The following is a 20579-nucleotide window of genomic DNA, read 5'->3' on the forward strand; positions in this document are numbered from 1 at the left end:
GCCCGTCCCGTGCCGCTGAACCGCAGACACTTCGTGACCGGGGCCGTCGCCGCCCTGCTGGCCGGGGCGAGCCCGGCGAAGGCCGGGGCCGCCGTGCTCAGGGGGCCGGCGGTGGCGCCCGCCCGGGGCGGGCTCTACGCGCCGAACGCGGCCCCGCTCCAGCCCACCGCGTTCCTCAAGCTCCCACCCGGCGCGGTCACGCCCCGCGGCTGGCTGGCCGGGCAGCTTCGCCGGCAGCTCGACGGGCTCTGCGGGCACTACGCCGAGACGTCGCACTTCCTGGACTTCGACACCACCGGCTGGGTCCATCCCCAGTACGACGGCTGGGAGGAGGTGCCGTATTGGCTGCGCGGCTACATCGACCTCGCCGCCGTGACCGGTGACGCCACCGCGCTGGCCACGGCCCGCCGCTGGGTGGACGCGATCCTGGCCACCCGGCAGCCCGACGGCTTCTTCGGCCCGTCCGGCCTGCGGACCCAGCTCAAGGGCGGGCCCGACTTCTGGCCCCACCTGCCGATGATGCAGGCCCTGCGGACCTGGGAGGAGTACACCGGCGACGCGCGGATCGTGCCGTTCCTGACCTCGTTCCTGCGGTACATGAACGCGCAGGGCCAGGACGCGTTCGACTCGGACTGGGTGTCGGTGCGCTGGGGGGACGGGCTGGACAGCGTGTTCTGGCTGTACAACCGCACCGGCGACGGGTTCCTGCTCGATCTGGCCGACAAGATCCACCGGTGGGGCGCCGACTGGGTCGCCACCCTGCCGAGCCTGCACAACGTCAACGTCGCGCAGGGCTTCCGCGAGCCGGCGCAGTACGCGCTGCGCTCCGGCGACGCCAGCCTGGTCCGGGCGACCTACCAGGACTACGACACGGTCATGGGCGCCTACGGCCAGTTCGCCGGGGGCGGGTTCGCCGGGGACGAGAACGCGCGGCCCGGCTACGGCGACCCGCGGCAGGGGTTCGAGACCTGCGGGATCGTCGAGTTCATGGCCAGCCACCAGCTGCTCACCCGGCTCACCGGCGACCCGGTGTGGGCCGACCGCTGCGAAGACCTCGCGTTCAACTCCCTGCCCGCCGCGCTCGACCCGGCCGGGCGCGCGGTGCACTACATCACCAGCGCGAACAGCGTCGACCTGGACGACGTGCCCAAGACCGAAGGGCAGTTCCAGAACGGTTTCGCGATGCAGGCCTACCTGCCCGCCGTCGACCAGTACCGCTGCTGCCCGCACAACTACGGCATGGGCTGGCCGTACTTCACCGAAGGGCTCTGGCTGGCCACCCCGGACCAGGGGCTGGCGGCGGCCATGTACGCGGCCAGCAGCGTCACGGCGAAGGTCGCCGACGGCACCTCGGTCACCATTGCCGAGGACACGACCTACCCGTTCTCCGAGCAGATCACCTTCACCGTCGGGGCACCGAAGCCGCTGGCTTTCCCGCTGTACCTCCGCATCCCGGCCTGGTGCGCGGCACCACGGCTGACCGTGGCGGGCGCACCGGTCACGGCGCCGGCCGGGCCCGCGTTCGTGAAACTCGACCGGACCTGGAACGACGGCGACGTCGTCACGCTGACCCTGCCGCAGCAGACCGCGGTGCGGACGTGGAGCGCGAACCACGACTCGCTCTCGGTGGACCACGGCCCGCTGACCTACTCGCTGGAGATCGGGGAGCGGTACGAGCTGCTCGGCGGCACCGGGCAGTTCCCGGAGTACGCGGTGCACGCGACCACGCCGTGGAACTACGGGCTGGCCGTGGACCCGGCGACCGCCGCCTCGGCCATGACGTTCGCGGCCACCGGCGGGCCCCTGCCGGACAACCCGTTCACCCCCGGCGCCGTCCCGGTCCGGATCACCGCGCCCGCCCGCCGGATAGCCGAGTGGACCGCGGACGACCAGGACGTGGTGACCCCGCTGCAGGCTTCACCGGCGCGGAGCACGGCGCCGGTCGAGCCGGTCACGCTGATCCCGATGGGCGCGGCGCGGCTGCGTGTCACCTCGTTCCCGACCGCCTCGCCCGAGGGTCACCCGTGGTCGTCCGGCGGCGCGGGGGCGGGCTGGCGGATCGTGAACCGCAACTCGGGCAAGGTGCTGGGGGTGGACCGGATGTCCACTGCGGACAGTGCGCCGGTGGTGCAGTTCGCGGACAACGGCACGGCCGACCACGTCTGGCACCTGGTCGCGAACGGCGACGGCTGGTACCGCGTCCGCAACCACAACTCGGGCAAGGTGCTCGGGGTCGATCGGATGTCCACTGCGGACAGCGCCCCGGTGGTGCAGTTCGCCGACACCGGTACCGCCGACCACCTGTGGCAGCTGATCGACAACGGCGACGGCTGGTGGCGGCTGAAGAACCGCAACTCGGGCAAGGTGCTGGGGGTGGACCGGATGTCCACTGCGGACAGTGCGCCGGTGGTCCAGTTCGCCGACACCGGCACCGCCGACCACCTGTGGCAGCTGATCCCGGACGGCCAGGTGCGGATCGAAAACCGCAACTCGGCCAAGATCCTCGGCGTCGACCGGATGTCCACGGCCGACGGGGCCCACGTCGTGCAGTTCGGCGACACCGGCACCGCGGACCACCGGTGGACCTTCCAGCCCACCGCGGCGGGCTGGCTGCTGATCCGCAACGTCAACTCGGGCCGGGTGCTGGGCGTCGAGCAGATGTCCACGGCGGACAGTGCTCAGATCGTGCAGTCCGGCGACGACGCCGCGCCCGGCCGGGAGTGGCGGCTGCTCGACGACGGCAGCGGCTGGTTCCGGATCGTCAACCGCACCTCGGGCAAGGTGCTGGGGGTGGACCGGATGTCCACAGCGGACAGTGCGCCGGTGGTGCAGTTCACCGACAACGGCACGGCCGACCACCTGTGGCGGCTGCGCTGAGGGCGGCCACGAGCCGGACCGCTCCGCAACGGCGCCGTGCGGGCCGAGGGCGGCACCTTCCAGGGGAGCCGGATCCTGGACCGGCGAAGCCCTCGCTCTTGTCGCCCGGGCCGGGCCGGGGACGTCCGCGGTGTCGGCCGGAGACCGTGATCGCGGACAAGGCGTATCCGCATCCCTCGGCCCGCCGGGCGATGCGGGGACCGGCGGGTCAGCTTCGTCGGCCCGGGGCGGGATGACCGGATCGCCCGCCGCGTCGCCACAGGCTCGCGCGGCGGGAGACCACCACCCGCTGCGTCGAACGCGCTGCTTACTCCCAGGCCGAGCCGACCATCGCCGTCATCGCGCTCCGGCTCCGATGACTCACAGGACACCGCCTGGGCACCCGGGGCCACCCTGGACACCGGCGACCCGGAGCCCGTGCGAGCCCCGCCGGGCCCGGAGCCGGTGATCAGGCCGGGGCGGTGCCCGGGGTGACCGCGCCGATGTCCAGCCCGCCCGCGTGGGAGGGGTTCGCGTCGACCGGGCCGAGGGTCCAGTCGAGCAGCGTGTTGGGGTTCACGTACTCACCGCGCGGGGTTTTCTCCGACGGAGCGGCGAAGGTGAGGCCGTTCGGGGTCTGCTGCTGGTCGTCGGGCTCGAAGGTGGTCCAGCGCAGGGGGATGTAGGCCGAGGAGCCGCCGGTCATCAGGACGGCGGGCGCGTTGGCCGGGGCCTGGTCCTCGACCCGCACGTTGTCCCCGCCGGAGAGCGAGAGGTCGGGCACGCCCTTGAGCAGGCAACGCCGGCCGGGCTTGGCGGTGAGCTGGACGGCGGCGTTGTGGTTGCCGGTCGAGGTGCCGCCGGCGACGACGCGGAGGGCGACGTCGTCGGAGGTGCAGTTCACCGGCGGGGGCGGGGCTCCGGGCGCGGCCTCCGGCCCCACGCCGGGCAGGGCCGCCGGGCCCGGCCGGGCCACCGAGGGGTACGGGGTGGCCGGGAGCGGGCCGAGGCTGGAGGCCGGGGGAGAGGTGGGGGCGTTCGCGCGGGGGCGGCCCTCGCGCGGGGTGGCCGGATCGGCCGGCGAAGCCGAGGTGCCCACGGCCCGGTCCGAGGGCTCCCGGTGCCCGCCCAGCACGGCCGCGGACACCAGCGCCGCGGCGGCCACGACCGTGAACGCGGTGACGAATTGCCAGCGGTACTCCGACAGCATCGAGCGTGACCTCCCCTGAACCGGACCGGGCGAACCTCGTGCCCGGCGAAATTATGCCCTCCGGCCGGACCCGGCCGGGCACCAGCGGTTCGCCGCGCCGCCGCCGGACACCCCGCCGGACCCCCCGCAGGTCAGCGGCGGGACCGGACCGAAACGAAGCTCAGGGCGCACACCGCGGCCCACCCGCCGGCCACGAGCGCGGCGTTGCGCCGGGCCTTCGCCTCCGGCAGCCCGCGGCCGAACACCACGGCGTCGGACGCGTCGCAGGCCACCCGCACGCCGATCGCGACGGTCATCGCCAGGCGGCTCGGCGCGACGGCCATGGCCAGGCCCGACACCAGGTCACGCGCGCCGACCGCGCGCGAGAGGACCGTGGTGGACTTCGACAGCCGCCCGTCCGCCTCGATCAGCCCGCACGGTCCGGCCAGCACCCGGGGCCGGGCCAGCACCGCCGCCCCGTAGCCGGCGGTGGCGGCGCCCAGCAGCCGGGGGAACACCCGCCGCGGGCTGCTCGCCGGGGACAGTTCGGCCATCTTGGTGCTCCGTTCGCCGGGACGTGGTCGTCTGGAGGATACCGGCGATCACCCGGGCGGGAACCCCGGCGCCACTGGGCCTGCTGCCGAGGTGAATTGGGCCGCACGGCCCAGCGGCGCCGGGCTCTCGGTGGGTACCAGAAGGGCATGAACCGGATAACGGGCACGGTCGCACGAAGCGAGAAGACGGACACCGCGCAACTGCTCGGCCGGGTGGGGATGGCCTGTTACGGCGTCGTGCACCTGATCCTGGCCTACCTCGCCCTGCAGGTGGCGTTCGGCAGCGGCGGGCAGCAGGCCGATCAGAAGGGCGCGCTGCAGAAGGTCGGCTCCACCGCGTTCGGGCAGGTGATGCTCTGGGTGCTCGCGATCGGCCTGGTCGCGTTCGGGCTGTGGCAGTTCCTGATGGCCGCCACCGGCTACAGCTGGACCAGCGGCTCGAAGCGCACGCGCAAGCGGATCGGGGCCGGCGCGCGCGGGGTGGTCGTGCTCGCGCTCGGGGTCAGCGCGTTCCGGCTCGCCACGGGCAGCGGCGCGGGCAACTCAAGCGATCAGACCCAGCAGGAGTTCACCGCGAAGCTGCTCCGGCTGCCGGCCGGCCCGGCCCTGGTGGTGATCGCCGCCGTGGCCGTGCTGGGGGTCGCCATCGCCTCCGGGGTCAAGGGCGTGAAGCAGAGCTTCCTCGAAGACCTCGACCCCGGCAACCTGCCCGGCCAGGCGAAGCGCTGGATCGGCTGGCTCGGCACCACCGGCTACCTGGCCAAGGGCGTCGTGCTGGCGGTGACCGCGATCCTGCTGGGCTACGCCGGGTTCACCGCCGACCCGAAGCAGGCCGGCGGGCTGGACGACGCGCTGCGCACGCTCGCGGCCCAGCCCTTCGGCACCGTGCTGCTGACCGTGGTGGCGCTGGGCCTCGCGGCGTTCGGCGCGTACTGCCTGGGCGCGGCCTGGGTGCACAAGCGCTGAGCGCCGCCGGGCGGACGCGGCGGCCCGCCCCCCGGCCCCCGCCATCGGGTCGCCGGGGGACGGGCGGCGGGCCACCGCCGGGGTGGGTCAGCTGTAGAAGTGGATGTAGCGGAAGTCGTTCTTGTTGATGTTGTGCTGCAGGTAGTGCCCGGTGCCGTCCCAGTTGTAGTCCTCGACGGTGACCGTGTTGCCGTTGACGCTGTCGACGATGGCGACGTGGCCGTACTGGCCGGCGTCGGTCTGGGCGGTGGAGCCGACGGTCGGGTTGTTGTCGACCCGGAAGCCGTTCTGGCGGGCGTTGTCGTCCCAGTACTTGGCGTTGCCGTAGTTGGCCGCGCTCTTGCCGTGCCGGGCGATGTTGTAGGCGTTCCAGGACACGCACTCGCGGTTGTACATGTTCCAGTCGTCGACGATCGAGTCCTGGGGCGCGTTGCGCCACTTCGCCGGGTAGATGTCGCCGATGGTCGTGGCCGGGGCCGCGGCCGGCGTGCTGGTGCCCAGCAGCGCGGCCATCGACTGGGCGGCGTGCGGGGCGGCGGTGGCGGGCGCCGCGGTGGCGGCGGGCGCGGTGGCGAGGCCGACGGCGAGAGCGGCGGCCGCGATCAGGCCACGAGTGGTTTTGCGAGACATTGCTGTCCTCTCGGGAAGGTCGGGAATATGCCAATACGGTAATAACCGACATCGCCCGACGGCCAGTTAATGTGGACGAAAGTGCTCCATTGTGAACGGCGACCCGCGCTGAACTGGGGGAACCGCCGAAATCCCGCGCGGGAAATGTGAACGGCGGTGAACGCCGTCAGTCCCATTCCCACTGCAGGCCGAGCAGTCCGGGGCCGGTGTCGGGCACGGCGAGGTGGGCCGTGCCCGAGCCGCCGATCCACAGCGGCTTGCCGGGCCGGCGGGGGCTGTTCAGCGTCGGCTGCCGGTAGGGCACGCAGTGCGGCGGCACCTCGCCGGTGAACTGGACCTGCAGCAGGTACAGCCGCGCGGACCGGGTGAACCGCCGGTGGAACGAGGTCAGCACCGAACCGGACGGGTAGGACCAGGTGTACTCGACGACCGTGCGCTCCCCGGCCGAGAGCCGTTGCTCCAGCAGCAGTTCGCAGACCGTCGCGGTGCTCGCCTCCTGCGGCCGGGTCCGGCCCTGCCGGCAGTACCGCAGCCCGCTCAGCACCGGGCGGGAGGACTCCTCGGCCCACTCGTAGACCACGCAGCGGTCGGTGCGGTCGGTCGTCGCCTCGATCACCAGCGTGGTCCGGACCTCGGCGAGCCGGCGGTGCTCGTCGACCAGCACGTGCTCGTGCACGTCCAGGTAGCGGACCTGGCCCTCGGGCGGGGCGTCCATGGCGGCCAGCGCCGGCCCGCAGGACGGCCACAGCCGGGCGCGGTCCACGGCGCCGGGCTCGGCGTCGGCCATCCGGCCCCGCGGCCGCGGCGGCCCGAGCAGCACGACCAGCGAGCCCGCGGGCAGCCCGATCAGGTCCTCCAGCGCGCGCACGGCCCGCAGCGACTCCTCCCGTTCGGGCCGGCTCCGCCCGCGCCGCCAGTAGCTCAGCGCGGCGCGGCTCACCCGCACGTCGCGGTCGGCCAGCCGCCGTTGCACCTGCTCCAGGCTCAGTCCGCGGACGACGAGGGCGCGGTCGAGCGCTTGGGCGAAGGTGCCGTGGCGCAGCAGCCGGCGCAGTTCGCGGTCCATCGGGATCGCCGCCAGGGTGGTTCCCGTCATCGGACCTCCAAGCTCACTGGCTCCGAGCGTCCGCGGACGGTAGCCGGGTGATCGCGAAAAGTGGTAGGGCCGAAAGGCGGATTCGCCGCATAGCGGATCATTCGGATGCGCACCCCGGTGGTGCCGGTGAACTGAACGACCGGCGCCGGCTGTGGAGATCTGGCTACGGAAATGGCCGCCGGCCTGCTCCGGGAACGGGACCGGGCCAGGTCTCGGTGGACAAGCCCGAACGTTCAGGCCGTCCTTCACCCGGCGATCGGCCGCGCCTACGGTGGGCGGTTCTCCGGTGCCGGCTGCTCGCCCCGTCGGGCCGGAAGACGCCGCTACCGCACCTTCGGAGGCCCGCATGTCCCTGTTCCCCGGCGCGAGCAGGGCAGCCGCCGCGGCGACCACCCTGCTCGTGGCGGCGGCCATGATGAGTGCCGGACCGGCCGCCGCGCAAGCGCGGAACCCCCTCGTGCCGCTGGCCGGCGCGGCCCCGGCCCCGGCCACCGCCCACCGGGACGGCGCGGTCGCGGGCGGGCGCCGGATCGGTGTCGCGGTCGCGCTCAAACCGCACGACGAGGCCGGGTTGAACCGGTTCGTCGCGTCGGTGGGCGACCCCCGTTCCCCGGCCTACCGCCACTACCTGAGCAGTGCGGACTACAACGCCCGCTTCGCCCCCCGGGCCTCCGACGTGGACCAGGTGACGAACTACTTGCGGGACCAGGGTTTCCTGATCACCGGAGTGGCCGGGAACCGGCAGGTGGTCGACGCGACGGGCTCGGCCGGCGCGGTCGAGGCGGCGTTCGGCACCTCCCTCGGGAACTACACCGGTCCCGGCGGGGCGCACTTCTACGCCAACGACACGGCCGCGTCGATCCCGGCCGGACTGACCGGGATCGTTCGGGCGGTGACCGGCCTCTCCGACCGCCCGGTCGCGCACCGGGCCGGGCCCCCGGTGCTGCGGCGCAAACCGGCCGGCGCCGGCCCGGGCGGTCCCGGCGGGGGTTACACCCCGGCCCAGTTCCGCACCGCCTACCGCATGGACGAGCTGTCCGGCGCCTACACCGGCGCGGGCCGGCGCGTCGGGCTGATCGAGTTCGACGCGTTCGAGCAGTCCGATCTCGACGGCTGGACGAGGAACTTCGACCAGCCCCCGGTCCGGCCGGAGGTCGTGCCGGTCGACGGCGGGGTCCCCCGGCCCGGCCGCGATCAGCTCGAAGTCACCCTCGACGTCGAAGCGGTGGCGGCGACCGCCCCGGGCGCGGCCCAGACCGTGTACGAGGCGCCCAACCGCGACGACGCCTGGGTCGACGAGCTGGCGAAGATAGCCAGCGACGACAGCATCACCGTCCTGTCCGGCTCCTGGCTCGAAGGCGAGAAGTGCGGTTCCCCGCCCATCGGGGCCTCGCACGATTCCTACACGCAGATGGCCGCGCAGGGCATCACCCTGCTTTCGGCCTCGGGTGACTGGGGTGCGACCGGCTGCGGCTACGACGGCGACACCAGCACCGTTCAGGCCGACTTCCCGGCCAGCGACCCGCTGGTCACCGGGGTCGGCGGCACGCAGTTGCGCACCGGTGACGGCGCGGGCACCTACCAGGCGGAGAGCTGCTGGAGCGAGGGCGGCTCCGGCCCCACCCGCTCCGGCGGCGGGTACTCGCAGATCTTCGCCAAGCCGGACTGGCAGCCGGGGGACAGCCGGTTCCGTTCGGTGCCCGACGTCGCCCTCGACGCCGACTACGGCGCCGGAGCCCTGTCGGTGTACGTGAACGGCGGCTGGCAGGACGCCGGCGGCACCAGCCTGTCCTCGCCGCTCTGGGCCGGCTACGTCGCCCTGGTCGACCAGAAGGCCCAGAGCGAGGGCAAGAACGCCCTCGGCGCGATGAACCCCACCCTCTACTCGATCGCGGGTTCCCCGCGGTACTCCTCGACCTTCCACGACGTCACCACGGGCGGCAGCGGCACCCACGGCGCCGGAACCGGTTACGACCTGTGCACCGGCTGGGGCTCGATGCAGGGCGACAACCTGGCGGACCCGCTGATCAACGGCGCGGCTCCCGCGCCCGGCCCCGACTTTTCCGTCGCCCCGCCCGCCCCGGTCGGCGTCGAGCCCGGCGAGTCGGTCACCACCGTCATCCCCACCGCCGTCATCAGGGGCAGCGCGCAGGACGTCACGCTGGCGGCCGCCGGCCTGCCGTCCGGGGTCACCGCCTCGTTCGAACCGGCCACGGTCACCGCGGGCCGCTCCTCGACGCTCACCCTCACCGCCGCGGCCACGGCCCCGCCGGGCACCACCCCGGTCACGGTGACCGGCAAGGGCACCGACGCCAGCCACACCGCGACCGTTGCCCTGACGGTCGACCGCGCGGACCAGGGCGAATTCTCCCTGGCCGTCTCACCGGCTCCGGGCCCGGCCGACGCCGGGCAGCCGGCCCAGACCACGGTGAAGGCCGTGGCGATCACCGGGGCCCGAGACGCCACTCCCGAGGCGGCTGGCAGCAGTCCGTCCACAGTGGACGAAAGCCCGCCGGAGACCTCCACCCACGGGAAGGACGACCCGGGGGACAAGCGGTCCGCTCGCGGGCGCGCCGACCTTGAGGAAAGCGGGTCCTGGTCCGGAAACCAGGATTCGTGGGCCGAACCGGACTGCGCCCGGCACCGCCGATCCGGCGACTCTCGGGCGAGCACCCACTCCGGCGCGAGCGAGGCGCATCGGGGCCCCACGGACCCGGCCGGGGAAATTTCCCTGACCGCTTCCGGGCTTCCCGCCGGAGCGGCTGCGCAGTTCGGCCCGGCCTCGATCGGCATCGGCGACTTCTCGTCGCTGACGGTGGCGACCAGCCCGTCGACCCCGGCCGGCGATTACCCGATCACCGTCACCGGAAAGAGCGCGGACAAGACCGGCACGGTCACCTTCGTCCTCGAGGTCCGAAAAGGCGGCCCCGGCCCGTCTCCCGGCAAGTCCGGATCCGGGTCTTCGCCCCCTTCCGGCTCAGCGGACCGGCGAGCAGCGGACTCCGGCGGAAGTCACCCGCCGGTCCCACGCGAGGGGATCTTCGGGCGGCTGAGGGTCAGGGCGCGGTGACCGCCACACCGGCCGCTTCCAGCGCGGCGGCGGTGACGCGGTCCGCGGTGCTCACGCGGACGCCGCACTGGGTCCGCCGGGCCCGGATCGCGGCGCCGGTGATCGCGCGGACCACCAGGGTGGGATCGCCGGTGCCGGTGCGCAGATCCAGCACCACGACACCGCTGCAGAGCTCGTACGCCGCGGCGAGTTCGGCGACCACGGACGGCAGGTCCGGCTCGGTGAGCCGGCCCGAGACGGTGACGGTGATGGTGCCGTCGGCGACCTGCACCCGGATCGAGAGCCGGCTGTTCGTCCGCAGGCCGAATGTCGTCATCGTGGCTCGCTCCTTCGCCGCACGCCGGATGGGTGCGGGTAGCCAGGTTACCGAGTTCTTACACATGGTCATCAACCGGTCGCGCTACGGCTACCGTGGGCGCACATGCGCCGAGAACTCCTGCCGTTCGCCGTGGTCCTGCTCGCCGTCGTGACGGCCTGCGGGTCGCCACCACCGCCGCCTCCGGCCGCGCCGTCGCTGCCCCCGGCGGCGGAACCCGCGCAGTCGCCGCCCACGGCCGCGGCGCCCGCCGGGACGGTCGTGCGCGTCGGCGACCTGCCGGAGGGCATCGTCGCCGACCCGGTCACGCACCTGGTCGCGGTCGGGGTGCGCAACCCGGACCGGCTCGCCGTGCTCGACGCCGCGACCGGCCGCACCACGGCGTCGGTGCCGTTGCCGGGCCACCTGCGCCACCTGCAGCTGGCCGCGCCCGGCGGACCGGTGCTGGTGCCGGACGAGAACTCCAACCGGCTGCTGAGCATCGACCTGCCGTCCGGCCGGGTCACCGGCGAGATCCCCACCGGCTCCTCGCCGCACGACGCCACCCGAGCCGCGAACGGCCGGGTCTTCGCCGCGAACGAGAACGGCCGCAGCGTCGCCGTGGTCGAAGGCGGGAAGCTCGTGCACACCTTCACCGACGTGACCCAGCCGGCCGGGCTGGCCGCGGTGGGGAACCTGGTCGGCCTGGTCGACGTGCGCCAGAACGACCTGTCGGTCTACGACGCGGCCACCCTGACCCGGGTCGCCCGCCTGCCCGCCGGCGGCGGCCCGACCCACGTCGTCGCCGACCGCCGCGGCCACTTCGCGGTGATCGACACCCGCGGCGGCGCCGTGCTGACCTACGATCCCGCGGCCCCCGCCCACGCCCTCGGCCGCCTCGACCTCCCCGGCACCCCGTACGGCGTCGCCTACGACGCGAACCGCGACCGGCTGTGGGTGACCCTGACCGCTCGCAACCAGCTCGTCGGCATCGACCTCTCCGGCGCCGAACCCCGCGTGGTGGCCACCTTCCCGACGGTCCGCCAGCCGAACACGGTGGCGGTCGACCCGGCCACCGGTGTGCGTTACGTGACGGGGACCGTCGAGGGCAGTGTGGAGATCATCCCGGCGTAGCGCCGGTGTCTGCTTGCGACTGTCTACTTGTGACCGTCTACTTGCGACAGAGCACTTCGCCGTGCGGGATGGCGAAGAAGCCGTCCGGGTGCTGCGCCCACTCCCGCCAGCCCTGGGAGATCTCCCGCAGGTCCCCGGGGCTGGCGTGGCCGCCCTCCACCGCCTGCGCGGCGATGCGCGAGTCGAGGATGCGCTCGGCCCACATCCCGCCCCACCGGGCGCGTTCGGCCGGGGTCGAATGGCTCCAGATGGACGCGCTGGGGGTGACGTCGGTGGCCCCGGCGGCGTGCGCCCAGGACAACAGGCGGCGGCCGGCGTCGGGCTCGGCGCCGTTCGCGTGGGAGACCGCGCGGTAGACGGTGCGCCAGCGGTCCAGGCGTGGGTCGGCGGGGAACCACAGAGCGCCGAGGTAGTCGGTGTCGCGCACGGCGACCACGCCGCCGGATCCGGTCACCCGCAGCATTTCGCGCAGCGCGCCGACCGGGTCGCGCAGGTGCAGCAGGACCTGGTGGGCGTGCACCACGTCGAAGCTGCCGTCGGGAAAATCGAGGGCGTTCACGTCGCCGAGCACGAACTCGGCGTTGCCGTGGCCGGCCGCGTGCGCGCGAGCCTGGCCGAGGACCTCCTCGGCGACGTCGAGCCCGGTGACCCGGCCCGGGGCCACCAGCCGCGCCAGGTCGGCGGTGATGGTGCCGGGCCCGCAGCCGACGTCCAGCACCCGCAGCCCGGGACGGAGCTCGGCCCGCAGGTAGGCGGCGGAGTTCTCGACCGTACGCCACTGCTGGGAGCGCACCACGCTCTCGGCGTGCCCTTGACCATAGGACTGCGCGGCGTCGCTCATACCGGCCAAGCTCCCATGGCTGTCCCACATCGTGCAACCATCTTCTCAAGATGCGGGAAAGTCTACTGTGGACAGGAGGTTTGGCGTTGGCGGATAGAACCGCGGGTGGTGGGGCGGGTCGGGCTCGAACCGATGGCCAAGGGATTATGAGTACCGGGCGCCTCAGCGCTGTGCTGAACAGGGGAAACCATGGTCGACGAGGTCCGCGTTGTTCTGCTCGGGTAGCTTGGCGATGACGCTTAGCGAGTTGGTGCGCAGGGTCGCCGTATCGCCGTCGACCGCCCACTGACGGAACATCGCGGCGCCTGCCTCCGTGACGTGATTACCGAGCTCGACGCCGGTACGGTGCACAGTGGACTTCGTCCGCAAGACTCCTGGGTCGCCGGTCTCGACTGCCCGGAGCAGCGTGTCGCGGCTGGCCTTGTTCACCGTGAGTACGTGAGAAGACTGGCCATCTCGGCTGCGATGATCCTGAGCTGGACCGGGCGGGCTTGCCTGCGTTCGATGCTTACGCCCACCGCCTCGGTCACGGCCTGTGGCTGTGTCCGATCAACTTCTTGAGTGGCGAAACCGTGGGGCGGGTCGGGCTCGAACCGACGGCCAAGGGATTATGAGTCCCCTGCTCTAACCAACTGAGCTACCGCCCCGTCGACCGGCACTCGTTTGCTTTAGCACATGAGCCCCAGTTCGATCAAAACTATCACAGGGGCCCGGTCCGGCCCAGGACGCCGCGCTCCGGGCGCGCGGGCGCTGGGCCGGGAGTGCCGCCGCGGGGGTCACGGGCGGTGACGACTAGCATTTCGCCGGTGACCGCCTACGACGACACCTTCGACCACCTGGACGCCTCCTCCCTGCCCCGGCGCCAGCAGCAGATTCTGGTGACGATCCGTGATTGGGTGGTCCGGCACGGGTACTCCCCGAGCACGCGGGAAATCGGGGAAGCGGTGGGGCTGCGGTCGTCCTCCTCGGTCTCCAGGCACCTGGCCAGCCTGGAGGACAAGGGATTCCTCCGGCGCGGCACCACGGTGTCGCGGCCGATCGACGTGCGGCTGTTCCTCGACGGGTCCGCGGCGCGGGAGCAGTCCGGGGACTCGGTGCCGGTGCCCGTGGTCGGCCACATCGCGGCGGGGACGCCGATCTCGGCCGAGGAGCACGTGGACGACGTGCTCACGCTGCCGCGCGGGCTGACCGGGCGGGGCACCGTGTTCGGGCTTCGGGTGCGCGGTGACTCGATGGTCGACGCGGCGATCTGCGACGGCGACATCGTCGTGGTGCGCCAGCAGTCCGAGGCCCACTCGGGTCAGATCGTCGCCGCGATGATCGACGAGGAGGCCACGGTCAAGGTCTACCGCCGCCGGGGCGGCCACGTCTACCTCGAACCGCGCAACCCGGCCTACGACGTGATCGACGGCGACCGGGCCGTCGTGCTGGGCACCGTCGTTTCGGTGCTGCGCAGCGTCTGAGCCCTTCGTCCACTGTGGCCGCACCGCCACCCGTGTTATCGACGATAACACATCCTTGATTCCATCGTATTAACGGTGATAACGTAATTGGCGTTCCACTGTTAATGCGAAAGGCAGCCCATGATCGTCATCACCGGAGCCACCGGCCGGCTCGGCTCGCAGATCGTCGACCGCCTGCTCACCCGGGTCCCGGCCGGGCAGGTCGCGGTCAGCGTCCGCGACGCGGCCAAGGCGGCGGGGCTCGCGGCGCGCGGGGTGCGGGTCCGGGAGGCCGGCTTCTCCGACCCCGCCTCGCTCGCCCACGCCTTCGAAGGAGCTTCGCGAGTCCTCATCGTCTCGTCCAACGATCCCGGCGCGGATGCCGTCACCCAGCACAAAACCGCCATCGACACGGCCCGCGCGGCCGGGGCCGAGCGCGTGGTCTACACCAGTCACCAGGCGTCCGCGGCGGACTCCCGGTTCGACCCGATGCGGAGCCACGCGGCCACCGAGCAGTACCTGGCCGGCCAGAGCGGGAAGTTCACCGCGCTGGGCAACGGCTTCTACGCCAGCACCGTCCCGTGGCTGATCGGCCGGGCCCTGGAGACGGGCACCCTCTCCGCGCCCGCCGACGGTCCGGTGTCCTGGACCGCGCACGCCGACCTCGCCGAAGCCGCGGCCGTCGTCCTGGCGCAGGAGCACCCGTTCGAGGGCGTCACCCCGCCCCTGACCGCCCCGGACGCGCTCGACCTGGCCGAGGTGGCCGAAATCCTGTCCGAGCTGACCGGCCGGACCATCAACCGGGTCGTCGCCGAAGACGACGAGTGGCGGGCCGCCCAGGTCGAGCAGGGTCTGTCCGAGGCCCGGGCCGAGTCCAGCCTCGGCCTGTTCCGCGCCGCGCGCCGCGGCGAGTTCGCCGTGACCGGCCCCGCCCTCGGCGAACTGCTCGGGCGCCCGGCGACCCCGCTGCGCTCACTGCTGGCCGGGTTCGCCGGCCGGCAGCCCGCGTAGCAGAACCCCGAGGAAGAGGTCGAACCGCGGGGCGGACGGGCCGAGGTCGAGCCGGTGCTCCTGGAAGGCGAGCCAGCCGACCACCGAGGTGACGAAGACGTACCAGCTCTGCTGGGCCGTTTCCGGGTCGATCCCGGCGTCGAGGAAGGCCGCGACCACGGCGTCGCGCAGCCGGCCGAGTGCGCCCTCGTTGTGCTGGTGCGGCCGGGAAAGCCGGGTCGCGAACCCGGGCAGCGCGAGGAACTCCCCGTGCATGGCCCGGGCGATCCGCTCCAGCCTCGGCCGCCAGTCCGGGCCGGTGTCCGCCCCGGGGGGCAGGACCCGGTCGACCAGGACCGCGCTGATCAGGTCGAACAGCTCGTCGCGGTTCCTGACCCAGCGGTAGAGCGCGCCGTGGCTGACTTCGAGCCGCCCGGCCAGCTCGCGCATGGTCAGCGTGTCGAGGTTCCCGGCCGAGGACGCGGCTTCCACGATCCGGTCCCGGCTGATCCGCGCCGGGCGGCCCGGAGAGCGGCGCGCCGGCCCCGGATCCGTCATGCCCGGAACCGTACGACACCGGCCCGGCCCGGTGCGACGGGCGTCACCGCGCTGATTAGTGACCAATGGTCATTAAAGCGCTAGCCTGATGGCGTCCGGGTCGGCGCGGAAGGTGGCGAGGTAGGGATGACCGAGGTTCGGGGCACGGTGGCGGCCGGGTACGAGGCCGTCCGCGAGGAGTTCGCGGCGGTGCTGGCGGCGGAGGGGGTGGAACTGGACGCCCAGGTGGCGGCCTACCACCACGGCGAGCTGGTGGTCGACCTGTGGGCCGGTCCGGAGACCGGGAGCGATTCGCTGCTGGGGATCTACTCCGCGAGCAAGGGGCTGGCCCACCTGGTGGTGGCCCGGCTCGTCCAGGACGGGGTGCTGGACCTCGATCAGCGGGTCAGCCACTACTGGCCGGAGTTCGCGGTGCTGGGCAAGCGCGAGATCCGGCTGCGCGAGCTGCTTTCCCACCAGGCCGGGCTGGTCGGGGCGGACGCCGGCTTCACCGTGGAGGAGCTGGCCGACGACCGCGTGGTGGCCGAACGGCTCGGCGCCCAGCGCCCGTACTGGCGACCGGCCACCGCGTCCGGCTACCACGCCCTGGTCATCGCGGCGCTGAGCGGGGAAGTGGTGTGGCGCGCGACCGGTGAGACGGTGCAGAGCCGCTACGCCCAGCTCCTGCGCGAGCCGTACGGACTGGACCTGCACCTCGGGCTGCCCGAGAGCCAGGACCACCGGTTCCGGCCCGTGCAGCCCATGGTGGGCACGCCCGAGCGGCTGCGTGAGCTCGCCGCCGCCGCGACCGCCCCGGACAGCGTCGGCGGCCTGGCCTTCAACCGCCACCACCCGGGCCACCCCGAGGTCTGGGAGCTGCCGAACCGGCCCGTGGTCCGGCGGCGGGGCCCGGCGTCCTTCGGCGGCGTCGGCACCGCCCGTGACCTGGCCAAGGCGTACGCCGCCGCGATCGGCCCGGTCGGGGGCCGGGCCCCGCTGCTCACCCCGGACACCGCCGCGGTCTTCGGCCAGATCCAGTCCGACGGCTGGGATCTCGTGCTGCGCCGGCGGAAAGCCTGGGCGGTCGGCTTCCACGCCGCGGCCGAGACCTACCCGGGGCTGGGGCAGGGTGCCTTCGGGCACAGCGGCGCCGGCGGCCAGCAGGCGCTGGCCGATCCCCGCAGCGGACTGTCCTACGCCTTCCTGCGCCGCCGCTTCCTCACCCCGCCGCAGGCCGACGCCGACCACGACCGCCTCCTGCGGGCGCTGCGCACGGCGGCCCTTGCGGGGTCCGGTCCGGAGCGGGTGCGCGCGGTCGGGTGATCGAGCCGGCCCGAGCGCATGCCGTGGCCGGGGTGGAGCCGTGACCGGACGAGGCTTGAGCCCGCTTCGGTCTTCCCCCCCGTCCGCCTCGGGCTTCCGCCGGCGTCGGCCGGTTGTGGTTCCGCTGCTGACTGAAAAATCAGTCAGGGTATGGTCCCTGGTCGAACCGTTTCGAACGGCAGGGGAGTGGACAGTGGAACGACGTCGGTTCGTCCGGTCGGTCATGTCGCTGGCCGGTGGGGCGCTGGTGGCCGCGTGCGGTGAGCGGACTTCCGCCGCCGCGCCCGCGCCCGGGGTGCGGCGGGTGATGCCCGACGAAGGTGACCCGCACCGGCGCACGTGGATGGCGTTCGGCGTCAGCGACCGGGTCTGGGAGCCGGCCCAGGTGCCCGTGGTCCAGCGGAACCTCGCGGCGATCGCGAAGGCGGTGGCCCGGTTCGAACCGGTGACGATGCTGGTCCGCCCGGCGGAGCGGGACCTGGCGCGCGGGCTGCTCGGCGACGCCGAGGTCGAGCTGGTCGCCACCGAACTGGACGATCTGTGGCTGCGCGACACCGGTCCGGTGTTCGTCACCGGCGGCGCGGCCGTGGACTTCAACTTCACCGGCTGGGGCGGCAAGCAGCAGCACTCGAACGACCGCCGCCTGGCCGGCCTGGTCACCGCCCGGGCGGGCGCGCGGGCCGTCCACACCGGACTGGTCCTCGAAGGCGGCGCGATCGAGGTCGACGGCGAGGGTACGGCCATCATCACCGAAAGCTGCGTGCTGAACCGGAACCGCAACCCGGGATTGTCCAAAGAGGACGTGGAAGACCGGCTCGGCGGGTTGCTCGGCCTGGAGAAGATCATCTGGCTCCCGGGCATCGCCGGGCACGACATCACCGACGGGCACACCGACTTCTACGCCCGCTTCGCCGGCCCGGGCGTGGTGGTCGCCGGGCTCGACCCCGATCCGGGCTCCTACGACCACGAAGTCACCCGGCGCCACCTCGAAATCCTGCGTTCGGCGTCCGACGCGCGCGGCCGTGAGCTGCGCGTCGAGGTGATCGAGGCGCCGACCCGGCTGCGAAGGGAGCCGGCCGGGCCGGACTTCGCCGCCGGTTACGTCAACTTCTACCTCTGCAACGGCGGCGTGCTCGCCCCGGAGTTCGGCGACCCCGAGGCCGACGCCGCCGCGCTGGCCACGCTGCGGCGGCTGTTCCCGGACCGCGAGGTGGTCCAGCTCGACATCGACGGCATCGCCTCGGGCGGGGGTGGCATCCACTGCACGACCCAGCAGGAACCCGCTCTAAGGTGAGCTCCCGTGTCCGAGCGTCAGACCCAGATCCTGCAGGCCGCCGTGCGGGTGCTCGCCCGCGACGGCGTGCGCGGCCTGCGGGTGGACCGGCTCGCGGCCGAGGCCGGGGTGTCGACCGCGCTGATCTACTACCACTTCAAGGACCGGGCCGGCCTCCTGCGCCACGCGCTCGACCACATCAACGAGCGCGCGGTGCGCTACACCGCGCCCGCCTCGGCGGACCCGCGCACGCAGCTCGAGCAGGTGCTGCTGAACGAGGTGCAGGACACCGGCGAGGTCAGGGAAAACAGCATCGCCTGGGGTGAGCTGCGCGCGAGCGCGGTCTTCGCGGACGAGCTGCGCGACCGGCTGCGCGCCGGCACCCAGGAGTGGTCCGACGACGTCTCCGCGCTGATCCGCGCGGCCCAAGCGGCGGGCCGCGCGAAGCCGGAAGCGGAGCCCGACGAGGCTGCGGAGCGCCTCACCGCGTTGGTCGAGGGCTTGAGCGAACGCTGGCTGAGCGGCTCGATCACCGCCGCCCGGGCGCGGGAGCTGCTTTCGGGCGCGGTGGTGGCCGAACTGGGCCCGCCCCGCTGATCGGGGGAACGGCCCGCCGCGCGCCGGTGTCCAGGACGAGGAAAGCCGCTACCGGCGGCGGAACGCCAGCAGCGCGATGTCGTCCTGAGCGTCGCGGCCGAAGCGGTCGAGCAGGCCGTCGCAGAGTTCGTCCAGGCCGGTGTCGTGGGTGACGGCCGCGGCCAGGGCGGCCATCCCGTCGTCGATGGTCTCGCCCCGGCGTTCGATGAGCCCGTCGGTGACCAGCAGCACCAGCGCACCGGGTTCCAGCTGCCACCGGGTGGGCTGCGGGCGGCTCAGCCCGATGCCCAGCACCGGTCCGCGGACGTCGAGGTACCGGGTCCCGCGGGCGTCGGCCGTCAGCGGCGGGATGTGCCCGGCCGAAGCGATGTCGACGGCCCCGCTCTCCGGATCGAGCAGGATCAGGCACATCGTGGTGAGGTCGCGCGGGTGGAAGCGTTGGAGCATGGCGTCGAGACGGTCGAGGATTTCCACCGGGCCGTGGCCCTCCACGGCGTAGGCGCGCAACGCGTGCCGCACCTCGCCCATCACGGTGGCCGCTTCGAGTGAGTGCCCGGTGACGTCGCCGACGGCGATCAAGGTCCGGCCGCCCAGCTCGGCGACCTCGTAGAAGTCGCCGCCGATCTCGGCGTGCCGGGACGCGGGCCGGTAGCGGGCGGCCATTTCGAGACCGGGCGGGCTGGGCAGCTCGCGGGGCAGCAGGCTCTGCTGGAGGGTGACGGCGAGCGAGTGCTCCTGCGAGAGCGCGCGCATGCCCTCGTAGGCCAGAGCCGCCGCCTGGCCGAGCTGGGTGAGCAGGTCACGGTCCTGGTCGGCGGACGCGACGGCACGGTCCACCGCGATGCAGATGGCCGGCGTGGCCGGGGTGGAGCGGGCGAGCACCAGGGTCGAGGCCGCTCCCCGGCGCCAGTCCAGCTCCCGGTCCTCGGCCACCGCGATGCTGGCGTCGGAGCCGAACACCGCGTCGCTGAGGGTGTCGAGGACCGGCGCGGCCTCGGAGCCGAGCCGCACCGGGCCGCCGGGGACCTCGACCGCGGCCGTGCGCAGCACCCCGAGCGGGGTCAGCGCCAGCGCCGTGGCGGCGCCGTCGAGCACGGCCGCCGTGCCCGTCGCGGCCGCGACCAGGAACTCGTCGAAGGTGGCGGCGGAGTTGATCGCGATCGACGCGGCGGTCAGCAGCGCGAGCCGGCGCGCCAGGCGCTCGGCCGCCGCCCGGGCCCGGTAGTACCGCAACGCCGCTTCGACGGTCGCTACGAGCACGGCCGGGTCGACCGGTTCGGTCAGGTACCCGTCGGCCCCGCGGTTGAGCCCGGTGGTGCGGTCCTGCGGCTCGATCGCCGTGGCCGAGATGTGGATGACCGGCAGCGCCGCGGTGCGGGGGTTGCCCTTGACCCGTTCGCACACCTCGAACCCGCTCACGTCCGGCAGGCTGACAGCGGAACGTCGTGACGGAAGTGCTCGAAGTCCGGGTCGATCGGCTTCCGGCCGGGCGCGCTCGAGGCCGCCTTGTGCTTCTCGATGGCCGGGCCGACGGCGCCGCGATCGTCGAACAGGTCGACGATCGAGCAGCCGCAATCTTCGGCTCAGTGCACCGATCTCACTGCCGCTGCGCGACCGTGCCGTGACCGATCAGCCGGCTCAGTTCGGGTCCGATCCGCTTGTGCTGCGTCGTGGTCGTGTGATTCATCGTGATGGGCGCGAATTGCCGCGACAGCCCAGCCGAGACGTAATTTCCCCCGTCGGCGACCACCAGTGCCACAGCGGTCAAGACGGCGGGGACTCCGTC

Annotated in this window: 19 protein-coding genes and 1 tRNA gene; 9 read left to right on the forward strand and 11 right to left on the reverse strand. The window is 73.3% G+C overall.

The features are described 5' to 3' along the window. The first annotated feature begins 9 nt into the window (after positions 1–9). Entirely contained in the window at positions 10–2877 is a 2868-nt protein-coding gene (locus NYF13_RS27885; protein ID WP_396287732.1) for an RICIN domain-containing protein, read from the forward strand. A gap of 448 nt (positions 2878–3325) precedes the next feature. Here NYF13_RS27885 and NYF13_RS27890 read toward each other — a convergent pair whose 3' ends face one another. Both NYF13_RS27890 and NYF13_RS27895 read right to left on the reverse strand, forming a co-directional pair. Further along, positions 3326–4066, reverse strand: coding sequence for a DUF4232 domain-containing protein (locus NYF13_RS27890; protein ID WP_315660759.1), 741 nt, complete (start codon positions 4064–4066; stop codon positions 3326–3328). Positions 4067–4197: 131 nt separating this feature from the next. Continuing rightward, positions 4198–4599 carry a hypothetical protein gene (locus NYF13_RS27895; RefSeq protein ID WP_315660760.1) on the reverse strand — a complete coding sequence of 134 codons (402 nt, stop codon included), beginning with the start codon at positions 4597–4599 and terminating at the stop codon, positions 4198–4200. Positions 4600–4746: 147 nt separating this feature from the next. On the opposite strand from NYF13_RS27895, the gene NYF13_RS27900 reads away from it, so the two are divergent. Further along, on the forward strand, positions 4747–5565 hold the full coding sequence (locus tag NYF13_RS27900) for a DUF1206 domain-containing protein (protein ID WP_315660762.1): 819 nt from the start codon (positions 4747–4749) through the stop codon (positions 5563–5565). A gap of 87 nt (positions 5566–5652) precedes the next feature. Here the strand turns inward: NYF13_RS27900 and NYF13_RS27905 are convergent, their stop codons facing one another. Together NYF13_RS27905 and NYF13_RS27910 are read right to left on the reverse strand one after the other, a co-directional pair. Next, positions 5653–6195 (reverse strand): CHAP domain-containing protein, encoded by a 543-nt coding sequence (locus NYF13_RS27905; protein WP_315660763.1) that lies wholly within the window; start codon positions 6193–6195, stop codon positions 5653–5655. 166 nt (positions 6196–6361) lie between these two features. After that, complete coding sequence (locus NYF13_RS27910; RefSeq protein ID WP_315660765.1) at positions 6362–7291, reverse strand: XRE family transcriptional regulator; 930 nt, start codon at positions 7289–7291, stop codon at positions 6362–6364. 346 nt (positions 7292–7637) lie between these two features. Between NYF13_RS27910 and NYF13_RS27915 the strand changes: the two genes are divergently transcribed. Beyond that, a complete protein-coding gene (locus tag NYF13_RS27915; protein WP_315660766.1) occupies positions 7638–10361 on the forward strand; it encodes a protease pro-enzyme activation domain-containing protein in 2724 nt (907 codons plus the stop codon). On the opposite strand, the gene NYF13_RS27920 is transcribed toward NYF13_RS27915, so the two are convergent. After that, positions 10348–10677, reverse strand: a complete 330-nt coding sequence (locus NYF13_RS27920) for a hypothetical protein (RefSeq protein WP_315660768.1) — start codon at positions 10675–10677, stop codon at positions 10348–10350. The genes NYF13_RS27915 and NYF13_RS27920 overlap by 14 nt on opposite strands. A gap of 105 nt (positions 10678–10782) precedes the next feature. Between NYF13_RS27920 and NYF13_RS27925 the strand changes: the two genes are divergently transcribed. Beyond that, positions 10783–11790, forward strand: coding sequence for a YncE family protein (locus NYF13_RS27925; RefSeq protein WP_315660770.1), 1008 nt, complete (start codon positions 10783–10785; stop codon positions 11788–11790). A gap of 37 nt (positions 11791–11827) precedes the next feature. On the opposite strand, the gene NYF13_RS27930 is transcribed toward NYF13_RS27925, so the two are convergent. The 3 genes from NYF13_RS27930 to NYF13_RS27940 all read right to left on the reverse strand — a co-directional run bounded on the left by NYF13_RS27930 (position 11828) and on the right by NYF13_RS27940 (position 13278). Next, positions 11828–12631 carry a methyltransferase domain-containing protein gene (locus NYF13_RS27930; RefSeq protein ID WP_315660772.1) on the reverse strand — a complete coding sequence of 268 codons (804 nt, stop codon included), beginning with the start codon at positions 12629–12631 and terminating at the stop codon, positions 11828–11830. A 162-nt stretch (positions 12632–12793) separates the two neighbouring features. Next, positions 12794–13060, reverse strand: a complete 267-nt coding sequence (locus tag NYF13_RS27935; RefSeq protein ID WP_315660774.1) for a hypothetical protein — start codon at positions 13058–13060, stop codon at positions 12794–12796. Positions 13061–13204: 144 nt separating this feature from the next. Continuing rightward, positions 13205–13278 (reverse strand) — tRNA-Ile (locus tag NYF13_RS27940). 159 nt (positions 13279–13437) lie between these two features. Here NYF13_RS27940 and lexA point away from each other — a divergent pair. Both lexA and NYF13_RS27950 read left to right on the forward strand, forming a co-directional pair. Further along, a complete protein-coding gene (lexA, locus tag NYF13_RS27945; RefSeq protein ID WP_315660775.1) occupies positions 13438–14094 on the forward strand; it encodes a transcriptional repressor LexA in 657 nt (218 codons plus the stop codon). 120 nt (positions 14095–14214) lie between these two features. Next, entirely contained in the window at positions 14215–15084 is an 870-nt protein-coding gene (locus NYF13_RS27950; protein ID WP_315660776.1) for an NAD(P)H-binding protein, read from the forward strand. On the opposite strand, the gene NYF13_RS27955 is transcribed toward NYF13_RS27950, so the two are convergent. Then, complete coding sequence (locus tag NYF13_RS27955) at positions 15046–15621, reverse strand: TetR/AcrR family transcriptional regulator (RefSeq protein ID WP_315660777.1); 576 nt, start codon at positions 15619–15621, stop codon at positions 15046–15048. The genes NYF13_RS27950 and NYF13_RS27955 overlap by 39 nt on opposite strands. A 126-nt stretch (positions 15622–15747) precedes the next feature. On the opposite strand from NYF13_RS27955, the gene NYF13_RS27960 reads away from it, so the two are divergent. The 3 genes from NYF13_RS27960 (at position 15748) to NYF13_RS27970 (ending at position 18793) form a co-directional block, all read left to right on the forward strand. Beyond that, positions 15748–16923, forward strand: a complete 1176-nt coding sequence (locus tag NYF13_RS27960) for a serine hydrolase domain-containing protein (protein WP_315660779.1) — start codon at positions 15748–15750, stop codon at positions 16921–16923. Between the two features lie 193 nt (positions 16924–17116). Further along, the gene (locus tag NYF13_RS27965; protein ID WP_315660780.1) at positions 17117–18217 is read left to right on the forward strand and encodes an agmatine deiminase family protein; all 1101 of its coding nucleotides are present in this window, start codon (positions 17117–17119) and stop codon (positions 18215–18217) included. 6 nt (positions 18218–18223) lie between these two features. Continuing rightward, a complete protein-coding gene (locus NYF13_RS27970; RefSeq protein ID WP_315660781.1) occupies positions 18224–18793 on the forward strand; it encodes a TetR/AcrR family transcriptional regulator in 570 nt (189 codons plus the stop codon). 48 nt (positions 18794–18841) lie between these two features. Here NYF13_RS27970 and NYF13_RS27975 read toward each other — a convergent pair whose 3' ends face one another. Further along, entirely contained in the window at positions 18842–20212 is a 1371-nt protein-coding gene (locus NYF13_RS27975; protein WP_315660783.1) for a fused response regulator/phosphatase, read from the reverse strand. A 178-nt stretch (positions 20213–20390) separates the two neighbouring features. Next, positions 20391–20552: a hypothetical protein gene (locus NYF13_RS27980; protein WP_315660785.1), complete on the reverse strand. Its 162-nt coding sequence runs from the start codon at positions 20550–20552 to the stop codon at positions 20391–20393. Between the last annotated feature and the right edge of the window lie 27 nt (positions 20553–20579).

The organism is Amycolatopsis sp. PS_44_ISF1 (genome assembly GCF_032335455.1).
Lineage (GTDB): Bacteria > Actinomycetota > Actinomycetes > Mycobacteriales > Pseudonocardiaceae > Amycolatopsis.

Coding starts and splice junctions, on each gene's coding strand:
- NYF13_RS27890 (WP_315660759.1), bottom strand. CDS start 4,066: ATGCTGTCGGAGTACCGCTGGCAATTCGTCACCGCGTTCACGGTCGTG.
- NYF13_RS27895 (WP_315660760.1), bottom strand. CDS start 4,599: ATGGCCGAACTGTCCCCGGCGAGCAGCCCGCGGCGGGTGTTCCCCCGG.
- NYF13_RS27900 (WP_315660762.1), top strand. CDS start 4,747: ATGAACCGGATAACGGGCACGGTCGCACGAAGCGAGAAGACGGACACC.
- NYF13_RS27905 (WP_315660763.1), bottom strand. CDS start 6,195: ATGTCTCGCAAAACCACTCGTGGCCTGATCGCGGCCGCCGCTCTCGCC.
- NYF13_RS27910 (WP_315660765.1), bottom strand. CDS start 7,291: ATGACGGGAACCACCCTGGCGGCGATCCCGATGGACCGCGAACTGCGC.
- NYF13_RS27915 (WP_315660766.1), top strand. CDS start 7,638: ATGTCCCTGTTCCCCGGCGCGAGCAGGGCAGCCGCCGCGGCGACCACC.
- NYF13_RS27920 (WP_315660768.1), bottom strand. CDS start 10,677: ATGACGACATTCGGCCTGCGGACGAACAGCCGGCTCTCGATCCGGGTG.
- NYF13_RS27925 (WP_315660770.1), top strand. CDS start 10,783: ATGCGCCGAGAACTCCTGCCGTTCGCCGTGGTCCTGCTCGCCGTCGTG.
- NYF13_RS27930 (WP_315660772.1), bottom strand. CDS start 12,631: ATGAGCGACGCCGCGCAGTCCTATGGTCAAGGGCACGCCGAGAGCGTG.
- NYF13_RS27950 (WP_315660776.1), top strand. CDS start 14,215: ATGATCGTCATCACCGGAGCCACCGGCCGGCTCGGCTCGCAGATCGTC.
- NYF13_RS27955 (WP_315660777.1), bottom strand. CDS start 15,621: ATGACGGATCCGGGGCCGGCGCGCCGCTCTCCGGGCCGCCCGGCGCGG.
- NYF13_RS27960 (WP_315660779.1), top strand. CDS start 15,748: ATGACCGAGGTTCGGGGCACGGTGGCGGCCGGGTACGAGGCCGTCCGC.